The 13,824-nt window shown below is 67.7% G+C and carries 8 protein-coding genes; 2 read left to right on the forward strand and 6 right to left on the reverse strand.

Annotated features, from left to right (window positions below):
• Nucleotides 1-19: 19 nt before the first annotated feature.
• Genes GV792_RS05450 through GV792_RS05460 form a run of 3 tightly spaced genes read right to left on the reverse strand, consistent with a single transcriptional unit; the run spans nt 20 to nt 7,526 of the window.
• Complete coding sequence (locus GV792_RS05450; RefSeq protein WP_163822515.1) at nt 20-1,702, reverse strand: fatty acyl-AMP ligase; 1,683 nt, start codon at nt 1,700-1,702, stop codon at nt 20-22.
• A complete protein-coding gene (locus GV792_RS05455) occupies nt 1,699-7,269 on the reverse strand; it encodes a type I polyketide synthase (protein ID WP_163822516.1) in 5,571 nt (1,856 codons plus the stop codon). Before GV792_RS05455 ends, GV792_RS05450 begins: the two co-directional genes overlap by 4 nt.
• On the reverse strand, nt 7,266-7,526 hold the full coding sequence (locus GV792_RS05460; RefSeq protein WP_163822517.1) for an acyl carrier protein: 261 nt from the start codon (nt 7,524-7,526) through the stop codon (nt 7,266-7,268). Before GV792_RS05460 ends, GV792_RS05455 begins: the two co-directional genes overlap by 4 nt.
• Nucleotides 7,527-7,675: 149 nt before the next feature.
• On the opposite strand from GV792_RS05460, the gene GV792_RS05465 reads away from it, so the two are divergent.
• The gene (locus GV792_RS05465; RefSeq protein WP_309138452.1) at nt 7,676-8,635 is read left to right on the forward strand and encodes an MBL fold metallo-hydrolase; all 960 of its coding nucleotides are present in this window, start codon (nt 7,676-7,678) and stop codon (nt 8,633-8,635) included.
• Nucleotides 8,636-8,638: 3 nt separating this feature from the next.
• Here GV792_RS05465 and GV792_RS05470 read toward each other — a convergent pair whose 3' ends face one another.
• The 3 genes from GV792_RS05470 to GV792_RS05480 form a co-directional block, all read right to left on the reverse strand.
• Complete coding sequence (locus tag GV792_RS05470) at nt 8,639-10,204, reverse strand: FAD-dependent monooxygenase (protein ID WP_175582924.1); 1,566 nt, start codon at nt 10,202-10,204, stop codon at nt 8,639-8,641.
• 9 nt (nt 10,205-10,213) lie between these two features.
• Nucleotides 10,214-10,837, reverse strand: a complete 624-nt coding sequence (locus GV792_RS05475) for a TetR/AcrR family transcriptional regulator (RefSeq protein WP_218579848.1) — start codon at nt 10,835-10,837, stop codon at nt 10,214-10,216.
• A 103-nt stretch (nt 10,838-10,940) separates the two neighbouring features.
• Nucleotides 10,941-11,918, reverse strand: coding sequence for an NAD(P)H-dependent flavin oxidoreductase (locus GV792_RS05480; protein ID WP_163822519.1), 978 nt, complete (start codon nt 11,916-11,918; stop codon nt 10,941-10,943).
• Between the two features lie 334 nt (nt 11,919-12,252).
• Between GV792_RS05480 and fadD5 the strand changes: the two genes are divergently transcribed.
• The gene (fadD5, locus tag GV792_RS05485) at nt 12,253-13,821 is read left to right on the forward strand and encodes a fatty-acid--CoA ligase FadD5 (protein ID WP_163822520.1); all 1,569 of its coding nucleotides are present in this window, start codon (nt 12,253-12,255) and stop codon (nt 13,819-13,821) included.
• The last annotated feature ends 3 nt before the right edge of the window (nt 13,822-13,824 follow it).

Raw genomic sequence — 13,824 nt, forward strand, 5'->3', positions numbered from 1 at the left:
CGCGTCCACTCCCCTGCGCTCAGAGCGTGCCCGCGGTATACCGGTCTCGGCACGCCGATCGACGAATCTTGCCGCTGCTGGTGAGCGGTAGTCTGCCGCGACCGGTCAGCACGATCTCCATCGGTGCGATGTCGTGGGATGTCGTGACGGCGGTTCGGATCCGCCGAGTCACTTCGGCCGACCCGATCTCGGGGCCCGACACCTCGGCGACCAGAACCAACCGCTCGCGAACCCCGTCATCGTGGCCGAACGCGGCGATCCGCCCGGTCCGTATTTCCGGTGCGCAGCGCGCCACGGTCGCCTCGATATCGGCCGGATAATGATTGCGGCCGTCCACCACGATCAGATCCTTGCGACGCCCTGCGATATAGAGCTGCCCGTCGTGGCGGAAGCCGAGATCTCCGGTGCGCAGCCATCCCTCGGCCGATTCGGAAAGAGCGGCACCGAAGGTGCTTGCGGACGAGGCCGGGTTCTCGAAGTAGCCGCGGCATACGTTCGGACCGGAAACCCAGACCTCACCGACCCCGCTCGGACCCAGCTCGACGCCCCGGTCCGGATCGACGATGGCAATCCGCTGCCCCACCGGCGCACCACAGCCGACCAACCGCACCCCGCTCCGATCATCGTAGGCGGCGACCGCGCGTCCTGAACCGAGCGCCGCGCGATCGAACACCTTGGTTACCGGTTCCGCATCCTGGGCGGCGATGGTCACCGGCAGGGTCGCCTCGGCGAGGCCGAAGCCGGGAGTGTGCGCTCGATGCCGGAACCCGTGCGCGCCATAAGTTTCGGTGAATTCGGTGAGAGTATCCGCTCGTACCGGCTCGGCGCCGTTCAGAATCACCTGGAGCCCTGAGAGATCCAGGTTCACACGCTCCTCTGGTGAGGTCTGGGCAATGGCGAGGGACAATCCGAAATTCGGGGTAGCCGTGGCCCCGGCGCGATAGTCGGCGCAGGCACGCAACCAGCGCGCCGGGCGTTTGACGAATTCGCCCGGTGCTATTGTCACGGCGGGCACGCCCGAATACAGCGGCAGCGACAGGCCGAAAACCAGGCCCATATCGTGGAAGAAGGGTAGCCAGGACACCGTGGGCGCCCGCGTCGTCGCAGGTAGCGCCGTGCGCAATTGATCGAGTGCGGCAGCGAGATTCGCATGTGATACTTCGACGCCGGCGGGTGCTCGGGTGGAACCCGACGTGTACTGGAGATAGGCCGTCCTTTCGCCGCGGACCTCCGGTAGCTGCGGGTCACCATGCGCGTCGCCGACGACGTTCACGCCGACCGGGAAGTCGACGACTACCGCCGGGACCTGGCCGGTGGCCGTCCCCGTTCGTAGATCATCCGCGCTGATCAGGGCGACGGCGGGGCGAGCGTCGGCGAGAACGGCGGCGAGACGTTCCGAATCATTGCGCCGTGCCATCGGAAACAATGGCACCGCAATACGTTCGGCGTACAGACAAGCAAGGAAAGCGATCGGGTAGCCGAGTCCGTGTGGGCACATGATCGCCACCCGATCGCCGGGTGCGGTCATCTCGAGCAGCATCCTCGCGTATCTCTGGGCGCATCGGACCAGATCGGCATAGCTGATCATCGCCGGGTGACATTCCGTTCCCCGGTAACGCAATTCGACGAAGGCTGTCCCCTCGGGCCGGTCCCGCGCATGGAGGGCGACACGTTCGTGCAACAGCTCGCGCGCTGCTGTCATGAGATCCGATCGGAGGCAACGGGTTCGATGCGTTCCGCGAGAGCGGCCGCGAGGACCTCGACGGTCGGATGACGGAACAGCTCGGCGGTCGCGATGCGTATTCCCAACTCGTGTTCGAGCGTCCGCCGCATCTCCACCGCCAGTAGTGATGTCAGACCGAGATCGTTGAAATCCGCTGCGGTATCCACGTGCTCGGTGGAGACGCGCAGTGTCGTGGCGAGGATCCGCCGGATCAGTGGAATCAACGGTTCCGGCTCGGTGACATTGTCCTCGCGCGGGGAGGATCGAGGGTCTCGTTTCGCTTCCCGGCCGACCTGGCGCGGGCCCATCAGCTCGGCCAGCCGCACGGCAATCGGTGATGGGTCCGCGGTGGGCCGGTAGTCCATGGCCACCAGGTGCGGTGCCTGATGGCTGATGGCCTGATGCAGCAGATCCGCGCCACGCCTGCCGTCGAAGGGCACGATGCCCGCCCGACGCAGATGCTCGGCCCCGCCGGCGGCTTCGGAGAGACCGGAATCCCACACACCCCATCCGATACTGGTGATCCGGCGCTGTGGATAGCAGTGGGAGAGGGTATCCATGGCGGCGTTCGCGCAGGCGTAGGCGGCTTGGCCCGGGGCGCCGAACGCACCCGTCGCGGAAGAGAACAGCAGCACGAAATCGGTCGGGTCGGCGGCGGTGAGTTCGATGAGATTGGTGGCCGCTGCCACCTTCGGCGCGAACATCCGATCCAGTTGCGCGATGGTGACGTCTTCGATCAGCGCGTCTTCCAAGGCACCCGCGGCATGCACGACACCGCGGATGGTGGAACCGCATTCTCGAATGTCGCGCAAGGCGTGATCGAGATCGGTCCGATCGGCGGTATCGCAGCGCACCACCACGATCCGATCCTCGAGGCCGTCCAAGATCGGCGGCACCGGTCGCGGCGCGCGCGTTGGCACCACCACATCGCGGGCCCCGCCGTCGAGCAGCCACCGCACCGCCACCGAGCCGAGCGCGCCGAGCCCACCGGAGACCACATAGGTGCCGTGCGGGTCGATGGTGGCCGGCAGCGGCTGCGGGTCGGCGGGTACGAATCGCCGCGCGGCAGGCACGCCGCCGGTGAGCCGTAGCTCGGGGGGCAGGCCGGGTGCCGAGTCGATGATGAACCGGGCGAGCAGTGCCGGATCAGCCGCCTCGTCGGCCCACACCAGCCGCACCGTGCGCCCGGATTCCAGCTGCACCGAACGCAGCAAGCCCGCGACCCCGCCCGCCACACGCGGCTCGCCGCCGCGGTCGACATCGGTAGCAGGGTCGGGCAGCACCACCGTCAACGACCCGGCGGCCGGACTCCGCACAACGCGCTGCACCAGGTCGAGCACCCGCCCGATCCGCTCGACGATCGGTCCGGCTTCCGAAGCGGTGGCCTCTCCATTACTCGCGGGCCACACCACAACGACCGCCGTCCGTGCCGCCGCCGTCCTACCCGCGAGCACTGCATCCACGGTCGGTCCGGCCGCATCGACCTCGCGCGCTACCCGCTCGCTCGGCAAGAGTCGATCCAGCTCCCGCGTCAGCTGAACAGCCGTCACCGATTCGCCGACCACCAGTGCCCGCCGGATCTCGGATCCGGTGCGGTGCACCGATTCCCTCGGACCGCTGTCGACGTGCCCGCTTCCGGTTCGCCCGCTACCGGGCTCGACGCCGATCTCCGGTCCACTGCTCGCCGGTGCGATGTGCCGACCGACCGCCGACCGGCTGTGTGCCCGACCGCCAGCGGTCCTCCCGGCGCCGGTCCGGTCGTCACCGCCGATCTGCGGCTCCCCGCTCGAGCTCACCGAGTCGACTGCCGGGACGATCGAGAAGGGTTCCCACACTTCGCGCCACCAGATCGTCGGCGCATTCGAACTGCCGCCCCCCGGCTCGGGAGGGTGATTTGCCGAGTAGGGAAGTGCTCGCCTCGACTGGCCGATCCGTGCCCGCCGCACGGGATCACGATCGTCCCGGGCTGTCGGGTCGTACCCACGTCGATCTGCCGAGCGGTGGTCCGTCGGCTGCCCGCTTCGTCGCACCGGCTCGCCCGCTGAGACGCTGTCGCCGAGCACGGGCGGCGCCGGCTGCCAGGGATCGCGCCGACGGTTGCCGGAGTTCCAGACGTCGCCGATGTGTGCTGAGTGTGCGGGTGTCCGATCCGCCGACGGCCCACGCTCATTCGACGGCGTTTCGGAATTCCCCTGAGACTTCGAGACCGGGCGAGAGGGCCGGGTGAAGCGGATCTGGACACCGGTGAGGGCCAATGCGGGGGCGCCGTGCTGGTCGGTGGCGATGACGTCGCCGACGAGGCCGGTGCCGGTGCGGGTGCGCAGCAGGGCGTGCGCCTCGTGGATATGGCAGTTCGGTGCCGGGGACAACCAGGCGGAGCCGACGGTGATCGGCAGGGGAACGGCGTCGGCGGGCAGGGCGTTGTGGTCGAGCGCGGCCAGCAATTGCAGGCAACCGTCGATGGTTGCGGTGAGTTCGATATCGGCGGCAGTGAAGGTGCCGATCGCGCGGTCGCGCCCGCCCGCGATGGCGCGCAGCGGCCGGAACGCAGGCCCGTATTCGAGCCCGCGCTCGCGCAACGCTGCGTAGAAGGCGGTGGGCGCGATGACACGCAAACTGCTGCGGCCAGCCCGATTGGCGTCGACCACCCGCATCCATGCGATGATGTCACCGGGTGTGGGGTCATCGGTGAGCCGTGCTTTAGCCAGCGTTCCGGCACCCGGGGCCTCCGCCCGCACACTTGCCGATTCGCGCCGGTAGACCACCCCGGACGGCGCGTCTGCCGCGAGCGGTTCGTGCACGACGACCTCGGCGATCGTCGACCTGCCCGACTCCCGTGCCAGCTGGGTGAACCGCCGCAACCAGTACGCGGCGGGCACCAGTGTCACACCGTTCACGATATGGTCCGCGAGATCGTCTGTGCGCACCGGCGCGGCGCCGGCGATCAGCGGAAACCGACGTCGCCGCCACCGCCTGCGCGGTGCGCCTTCGAACCGGCCCTGGGTGGACCAATCCACCGATCGGCCTTCGAGATACAGCTGTGCGAGGCAACTCAGCAGGCCGGTCGCCTCGTCCTCGCGAGTGGTCGCGGGATGAGCGGACGCACCGACATCGGGTTGATCACGGACCGCCGGGGTCAGCAGGGGATGCGGGCCGATCTCCACGACTGTCGACATTCCCGCCTCCGCCGCGCTGTCCAGCGCCCGCGCGAGTTCGACGGTGCCACGCGCATTGGCGATCCAGTACTCGGCATCCATCGCGTCGGTGGTGATGACGCGGCCCGGATGGGCGGTGGAGTGCAGCGGTATCCGTGGTGTGCGGGCGACGAGATCTCTGATGGCAGCGCCGAATTCCGGCAGCACGGCCTCGACTTGCGGGCTGTGTGCTGCGAACTCGACCGCGACCCGCCGGGCAAAAATCCCGCGCCGCCTGGCGCGCCGCACCACGGTATCCACCGAGCGCGTATCCCCCGACACCACTACAGATCGCGGACCGTTGATCGCCGCGATGCCGACCGACGCGCGCATGGGCTCGACCATCAGCGCCGCCTGGTCCGGTTCTGCCTCCAGCACCGCCATCGCACCACGACCATCCAGCCGAGCGAGCGCGCGGCTGCGCGCGACAATCACCCGCGCCGCATCGCCGAGCGTCAATGCCCCACCCACCGCCGCGGCCGCGACCTCGCCGAGGCTGTGCCCGGCCACCGCATCGGGACGCACGCCCAGCGAAGCCAGCAGCTCGGCCAGCGCGATCTGATAGACGAACAGCGCGGGTTGTACGAAATCGGTAGCGCCGCGATCGGTTCCGTCCGCGGTGAATCCTCGTCGCGGCGTCCACACGCGCGGTCCGCCCGCCGTCGCCACGGCATCGGCGGCATCGGTCAGTGCACTCGCGAATACCGGATAGCGCCCGGCCAGTACCCGGCCCATCCGCGCGTGCTGGCCACCCTGACCGGAGAACAGGAACAGCAGTCCACCCGGTCGCCGCCGCGTCGCGGGTCCGAGCACCCGAGGATCGTCGGCACCCGCCGCCACCGCCCGCAGTCGCACCACCGCGTCCTCGCGATCATCGGCGAGTACGGCCGCACGTGCCCCTTCGCCGATCAACCGCGAAGCACCGGCAGCCAAGTCGGACAGAGAAGTTCCTTCCCGGCCGTCGTCGGCACCAGCTGCTTCGCTTGTGGCCCGCGCCTGCTCCAGTGACTTCGCCATGCGCAGCGCCGCGTCGCGCAGTTCCGCTATATCGCGTCCGGACAACGGAAGCAGGAACGGCGACGCCGCCTCGCGAATGGGTTCCCGCGGCGCAGCACCACGTAGAGCCAGGTGTGCATTCGTCCCGCCGAAACCGAACGAACTGACCCCGGCATACCGCTCGGCGGCAGGCACCCCACTCCAGTCGATCGGCTCCTGCGCTACGCGGAGACCACGCTCGTCCAGGCGCAGCATCGGATTGGGTGTCGCGAAATTGGCGGTGGGCGGGATGGTTCCGTGATGGACGGCCAGTGCGGCCTTGATCAGCCCGGATACGCCAGCGGCCGCCTCCAGATGGCCCACACCGGACTTCATCGAACCGATCCAGGTGGTGCCCTCCGGCTCCCCGCGCACTTCGGCCAAGGCGCCTACTTCGATGGCATCACCCAAAGCGGTTCCAGTGCCATGACATTCGAGGTATCCCATGATGGCGGGCCTGGCTCCGGCCCGCTCCCACGCTGCCCGGATGATGTCGCGCTGGGCCCGCCCGTTCGGCGCGTACAACCCGTTCGACCGTCCGTCCGAGCCGACGGCGGAACCGGTGATTTCGGCATAGACGCGATTACCCTCGCGCACGGCGTCGACACTGCGTTGCAGCACGACGACAGCGCATCCCTCACCACGAACATACCCGTCGGCGGCGGTGTCGAACGGTGCGCAGCGGCCCTCGGGGGAGAGGAAACCGGCCTCGGCCAGATAGTCAGTGGTGTGTGGGAGCAACGTCAGATTCACCCCGCCGACCACAGCGAACGGCACCGCCGGATCGGCGAGCAACCGCACGGCGAGATCGACCGCGACCAGCGACGACGAACAGGCGCTGTCGACCACCATGCTCGGTCCGCGCAGGTCGAGGACATAGGAGAGTCGATTGGCGATGATGCTCGACGCCGAGCCGGTCACCGCGAACGGCGGGTCGAATCCGCCCCGTCCGAGTACCACACCGCCGTGCTCGAATCCACACGCACCGAAGATCACCGCACCGGCGGAACCTTGTGCACGATAACCGATCCCCGCGTCGTCGAGTGCCTCGACCGCCACTTCCAGCGCGATCCGCTGCTGCGGATCCATCAGCGCGGCCTCCCGGCCCGAGATGCCGAACCATTCGTTATCGAACCGGTCGATATCGGTCAGGTATCCGCCACCGCGATGTCCCGCGCGGCCATCGGGCGGCATACCTGTGGCGTCCCGACCGTCGAGCATCAGCTGCCAGAACTCGTCCGCCCCGGCGGCGCCGGGCAGGCGGCAGCCGATGCCGATAACCGATATCGGCGGCGGTGTGGAATGGGGTGTGGTCATCGCATGAGGGAGTCGACCAGTTGTTCGATATCGGGATGGTCGTACAGGGCGGTGAGCGGCACCTCGACGCCGAAGGCGTCCTCCAGATGCGCTGTCAACCGGGCCAGCTGCGCCGAGCTCAGGCCGAGGTCGGTGAACGGGGCGGTGGTGCTGATCCGCGACGGGTCCACCGCGAGGATGTCGGCGATGGTCGCGACCGCCGCGCCGGTCAGTACAGTGCGTCGAAGAGGTTGGCCACCTGACTGATTCGCCCGCATCCGACCTCCCTCCCCGAGTCACGTATCGGCGGCCGCGCACCGCGGCTGGTACCCACGCGATTATGCCGGAGAATCCGGTGTCGGCAAGGTGCGATTGTCCCTGCCTGCGCGCCCTTTCGCCGACACGCCGGAGCGTCTACCGTGACACCGTGGCCGATATCCGCGAAGGGCGAATTCCGACCGTGCCGACCGTGCTGCGCTGCTGCGCGGCGCTGGCCGCGACGCCGCCTCGGCTGCTGCGTCCGCGCCGCCCCGATACGGCACTGCTGGCGAGTATCGAGCAGGCCCCGCTACCGCAGGCCCGCGCCACCGTCCGGCTGCGGGTGATTCCGCAGGCGACCTTGGCCGCGCCCGCGACCATCGTCGCCGAAGGGGTGCGCAGCCTGCGTGAGCTGCCGATGGCGATGGGGTCGTATCTCGTCGAACATCCCAGCGCCCGCTTTCTGGTCGATCCCGCGCTGTGCGCCGACCCGCACAGCCGTGTCCTACCCGGCCTGCCGTTCCCCATCCCGATGCTGGTGGCGCCCGATAAGCCGGTGCTCGGCCTGTCCGATGCCTTGGCCGCCCGCGATATCGCGGCTTCCGATATCGATTTCGTGTTGCCGACCCATCTGCACTGGGATCATGTCTCCGGGCTGCTCGAATTGCCGAGCTCCATCGAGATCAAGTTGCCCGCAGCGGAATTGGCGTGGGCGACCACCGGGCCGCAGGCCCCCATGTCGGTGGTGCGGGCGACGCTGGACAACCGGCCGTGCGCACCGTTCGAACTCGACGGCCCGCCGGTCCTGACCTTCCACCGCAGCAAAGACCTCTTCGGCGACGGGTCGGTGGTACTGGTCGATCTGGCGGGCCACACCCCCGGCAGTATCGGGGTGCTGCTCGCCGTGGACGACGGCTCCCGCGTCCTGCTGGCCGGTGACGCCGTCTGGAACAAACTCCAGATCGAATTGATCCGCGAAAAGGCGCCCATGCCCGGCCTGCTCTTCGACGCCGACCGTGACGCTACCTTCGCGACCATCCATCGCCTGCACGCACTTCCCGACGGCATCGAAGTCGTCGCCGCCCACGACCACGACGCGGTGACGGCGCTGGCCGCCCGCCACCACTGACGTTCACCGCCGCGGGATCTGTGCGGCACCGAACCAACGCCGAAGCGCCGCGTCCAGGGCGTCCCGGCGCCCGGTTTCCGGTCCTGACGCCGAACCAGCCCACGCGACATAGGAATCCGGCCGGATCAGCAGCACCTCGGGCACCTCGCCAACCGCATCGATCCAGCCGGTGACGACGTCCACGCGATCGCCCCACCCGGCCACGACGTCTCGTGCCATCGAGCCGCCGCCAAGATCCAGCAGCAGCGGACGGCCGTTCCTGACGAGCTCCGACAGCCGTACTGTGTTCTCGCCCAGGTGTATCGGCAGATCAGGCGCGAAATAGCCGACCAGCGGATGCGGCTTGGCGACACCCATGTCGTAGCGCGTATCCGTGCCTGCGATCAGATCGGCCAGTCTGCGCACCGTCGATTCATCGGTCAGCAGTTCGCCGAAGACCTCTCGCAGCGCGGTGACATCGCTCCCCGGAGCCACCAGAGCAGACTGCGCCTGCGCCGAGACGACGGTGCGGTGGGCCACCTGCCCGCGCTCGAGTTCGTAACTGTCGAGCAGGCCGTCGGGTGCGGTGCCGTGCAGGGCTGCTGCCAGCTTCCAGCCCAAGTTGATCGAATCCTGTAGTCCGACATTGAGTCCCGGCCCGCCCATGACCGAGAAGACGTGCGCGGCGTCGCCGACGAGGAAAACGCGCCGGTCGCGGAACCGCTCGGCCATCCTGGTGTTTCCGGCGACGAGCCGCCGCAACAGATGCGGCCCGTCGCCGGTTGGCGGGGTCAGTGGGATCTCGGCGCCGAGTACACGTGTGACGCTGGCTTGCATCTCGTCGAGCGTCAGCGGCTCGTCGGACTCGGGCTGGTCCCATTCGCTGGTACTGATGAGCGGCGGATGTCCGGGGAACGGGGCGTAGGAGAACCCGCCGGTGTCGGTGCGGTGCGGCAGAAATGGCCGGATCACACCGATGCCGGGAACACGTAGCCCGCCGGTGGCCGGGTCGACCCATTCCGGCGGCACCGTGGCGTGCACGGTGCGTGCGGTGGTCCGGTCGTAGCTGACACCGGGGAAGTCGATGCCGGACAGCTTGCGGATCACGCTGTGCGCACCGTCCGCGCCGACCAGATATCGGGCCCGGATCTGCTCGCGCTTGTCACCTTCGGACACCTCGACGGTGACGTGGTTCCCATCCTGGGTGAGACCGACGATCTCGCGATCACGCCGGATCTCCACACCGAGTTCGCCGGCCCGTTCGGTCAGCACCTCAACCAACCGAGCCTGCGGTACCGGCAGGTTGTACACCGGGCTGTGCGCTAGCACACCCAGGTTCAACGGCATCGCAGCGAACATGAAGTACGACGAATTCGGTTGTGGGGCAGCACTATCCCCGCTGATCGCGGTATGCAGGCCGCGGCGGTCGAGCATCGGGACGACCTGTCCGACCAGTCCGTTCGCCTTGGGTTCGGCGCTCGGTTCGCGGAGCCGTTCCAGCACGATCGGTCGAATACCGGCCAGGCTCAGCTCACAAGCCAGCATGAGCCCGGTCGGGCCTGCGCCTGCGATAACGACATCGGTGATCACTGGTTCTCCTCAGGGCGCGGGGAATCCGGCAGCCAGCCGGTCGAAGGCTTCGCGCATCAGCGGCCCGACCGGCCGCGGCGGTTCGGACCGCTGACTGTGGTCGACGGCGACGGTGCACGCCGCACCCACCATCGCGGCCACCAGATCGGGATAGAGATCGCGATCCGGGTCGGTGCCGGTGCGCTCGGCGATGACGACGGCGAGTTCGCGTTGGGCGATCGTGCCTGCCTCGAGGACCGCGCGCTGCACGGCAGGTTCGGCCAGCATCGTGCGTACGCCGGCGACCCAGCGGGCATCGGCACTCGACGCGTCGAACATGTCGTGGCCCAACGCGAATCGGTTCTGCACCGACGCGGAGATGGCCTCCCATAGCGGTTCGCTGACGGGCCGCTCGCGCAGTTCCTCCGCGATCTGACGCATCCGCTCGAGATGGCGTGCGGCGATGGCCTCGGCCTTGTTGGCGAAGTAGTTGCGGAAGGTGCGCACCGAGACGCCGGCCGCGTCGGCGATGTCGTCCACCGTCACCTCGGCCCAGCCGCGTTCGACGCAGAGGGCGATGGTGGCGTGACTCAACGCGAGGCGCGTTTCTCGCTTCTTGCGCTCGCGCAGGCCCATTTCCGTCGGCTTCGGCATACCGCCGAGTGTAGGAGAATATTGCCTAATAGGCAATATTGCTGTTCAGGCAAAATAACTGCCGGGGCCAAGAGGTGTCTCCGCGGCCCCGGCATGCGGTGGATCAGCTCACGACGACGGTCTCGGCAAGACGTGCCGTGATCAGCTCCTCGGCCTCGCCGACCATGCGCTCGATGAGTTCGGCACAGGTGGGGATGTCGTGGATCAAGCCCTGGCACAGACCGACCGACCAGATGCCCGCGTTCAGGTCGCCCTCGTCGAAGACCCGGCGGCCACGGGCGCCCGCGACCAGATCGCGCACGTCCTCAAAAGTGCCTCCGGCCTTTTCGATCTCGACCACCTTGCGGCTGATCTCGTTGTCGGCGACGCGGGCGGTATTGCGCATGGTGCGGAAGATGAGCTGGGTGTCGCGCTCGCTGCCCGCGACGATCCGCTCCTTGACGATGTGATCGATGCACGACTCCTGCGTGCACAGGAAACGGGTGCCCATGTTGACGCCGTCCGCGCCGAGGGCCAGTGCGGCGACCAGACCACGGGCATCGGCGATACCACCGGAAGCGATCATCGGAATGCTCAGCTCGCGGGCCGCGGCCGGGATCAGCACCAAGCCGGGAACATCGTCCTCGCCCGGGTGGCCCGCGCATTCGAACCCGTCGATGCTGACGCCGTCCACGCCGATTCGCTCGGCCTTGAGCGCGTGCCGCACGCTGGTGCACTTGTGCAGCACCTTGATGCCCGCGTCCCGGTAGTACGGCAGGAACGGTTCCGGGTTGCTGCCCGCCGTCTCCACGATCTTGACGCCGCTATCGATGATCGCCTGCACGTATTCGGCGTACGGGGGCGGGTTGATCGAGGGCAGAATGGTGACGTTGACGCCGAAGGGCTTATCGGTCAGCTCCCTGGTGCGCTCGATTTCGCGACGCAGATCGTCGGGAGTCGGCTGGGTGAGCGCGGTGATGAAGCCGAGCCCGCCCGCATTGGCGACCGCCGCGACCAGTTCGGCGCGACCGACCCACATCATGCCGCCCTGCACGATCGGATGTTCCACACCGAAGGTCTCGGTGAACCTGGTCCGCAGCATTGCACTTCTCCCTCTGCTCGTCGCGGGCGTACCCGCTTTCGGGGAGATCGTGGCATGCGAATCATGCTCACGACAAGGTGGAAGTGAGTCGTGATTCGCATGCGGATGCGATATTGCTGGTGGCATCAGCCAGCTCGTCGAGCGGGATAAACGCCAGTCGACCAGGCAATATTGTTGATGACCTCGTTCGGGCCGTGAACTCGAAGGATTAACGCGGAATCAGGTGCGTGAATCCTTGTTGAGAGGTAAGTTACTTGTTATTCTTCGCACAGGTTGAGCCCGTCACCACCGTCGGACGCTCCGGCGGCCACCGTGCGGGAGAGGAGTGCCTGGGATGACCACCGGTGTGCAAGCGTTGGACGAGCCGATCAGATCGCGGCGCAACCATTGGAACAATCAGATCGCGACCCACGCGGCCATGCGGCCCGACGAGGTCGCGGTGCGGTTCCGTGGTGCCGAAACCACCTGGCGGCAGCTGCACGAACGCTCGCTGAAATTCGCCGACGCGCTGGCCCGCCGCGGCGTCGGCTTCGGTGACCGGGTGCTGATCCTGGCACTGAACTATCCCGAATACCTCGAGTCCGTCTTCGGGATCAATGCGCTCGGCGCCATCGCGGTTCCGGTGAACTTCCGGCTCACCCCGCCCGAGGTCGCCTACATCGCCGCCGACAGCGGCGCCAAGGTGATCGTCACCGATACCGTGCTGCAACCGCTGGCCGCAGCCGTGCGCGCGCAGACATCGTCGCTGGAGAACTGTGTCGTCATCGGCGGGCAGTCCGGTGACGGTGTGCTCGGCTTCGACGAGCTGCTCGCCGAGGAAGGCCAGGCCCATGTGCCCCTCGATATCCCCGAGGACACGCCGAGCCTGATCATGTACACCTCGGGCACCACCGGTAGCCCCAAGGGCGCGATCCTGTCGCACGCCAATATGAACGCGCAGGCCCTCACCTGTATCCGGGCATTGGCCATCGATCAGGAGTCGATCGGCTTCTGCACCTCGCCGCTGTTCCACATCGCGGGTCTCGGCAGCCTCGCACCGTATTTCGTGGTCGGCGCCAAGACGGTGCTGCATCCGCTCGGCGCCTTCGACGCCACCGAATTCCTCGACGCGATCGAAGCCGAACAGGCCACCACTGCCTTCTGCGTGCCCGCGCAGTGGCAGCTCATCTGCGCTGATCCCACTGTCAAGGAACGCAAGCTCGCGCTGAAGGCGCTCAGCTGGGGCGCCGCGCCCGCCTCGGACACCGTGCTGCAGGTCATGGCGGACTGTTTCCCCGACGCGTTCAATGTCGCGGTGTTCGGTCAGACCGAGATGTCGCCCATCACCTGCGTGCTCGATGGTAAGGACGCCATCCGCAAGCTCGGTTCGGTCGGCAAGCCGATCCCGACCATTCAGGCCCGCATCGTCGACGACGAGATGAACGATGTCGCCCCCGGAGAGGTCGGCGAAATCGTGTATCGCGGACCGACTCTCATGCAGGGGTACTGGAACAAACCCGAGGCCACCGCCGATGCCTTCGCCGGCGGCTGGTTCCACTCCGGTGACCTGGTTCGCCAGGATGAGGAGGGCTTCATCTATGTGGTGGACCGTAAGAAGGACATGATCATCTCCGGCGGCGAGAACATCTACTGTGCCGAGGTGGAGAACGTGCTCTTCGCCCATCCACGGATTCGCGAGGCCGCGGTGATCGGCCGCCCGCACGAGAAGTGGGGTGAAGTCCCGGTCGCGGTGGTCGCCCTCGCCGATCCGGAAACCGATCTGAGCCTTGCCGATCTGGAGTCGTTCCTCAACGACAATCTGGCGAGGTACAAGCATCCCAAGGAACTGGTCGTGGTCGCCGAACTGCCCCGCAACGCCAGCGGCAAGGTCGTGAAAGTCGAACTGCGCAACAATCATTCATAGTTT

Source organism: Nocardia cyriacigeorgica (assembly GCF_010868145.1).
In the GTDB taxonomy this organism is placed as follows: Bacteria; Actinomycetota; Actinomycetes; order Mycobacteriales; family Mycobacteriaceae; genus Nocardia; species Nocardia cyriacigeorgica_D.

What these genes read in the sequence shown, in the direction of transcription:
- GV792_RS05450 (WP_163822515.1), bottom strand. Translation starts at nt 1,702, where the DNA reads ATGACAGCAGCGCGCGAGCTGTTGCACGAACGTGTCGCCCTCCATGCG.
- GV792_RS05455 (WP_163822516.1), bottom strand. Translation starts at nt 7,269, where the DNA reads ATGACCACACCCCATTCCACACCGCCGCCGATATCGGTTATCGGCATC.
- GV792_RS05460 (WP_163822517.1), bottom strand. Translation starts at nt 7,526, where the DNA reads ATGCGGGCGAATCAGTCAGGTGGCCAACCTCTTCGACGCACTGTACTG.
- GV792_RS05475 (WP_218579848.1), bottom strand. Translation starts at nt 10,837, where the DNA reads ATGCCGAAGCCGACGGAAATGGGCCTGCGCGAGCGCAAGAAGCGAGAA.
- GV792_RS05480 (WP_163822519.1), bottom strand. Translation starts at nt 11,918, where the DNA reads ATGCTGCGGACCAGGTTCACCGAGACCTTCGGTGTGGAACATCCGATC.
- fadD5 (WP_163822520.1), top strand. Translation starts at nt 12,253, where the DNA reads ATGACCACCGGTGTGCAAGCGTTGGACGAGCCGATCAGATCGCGGCGC.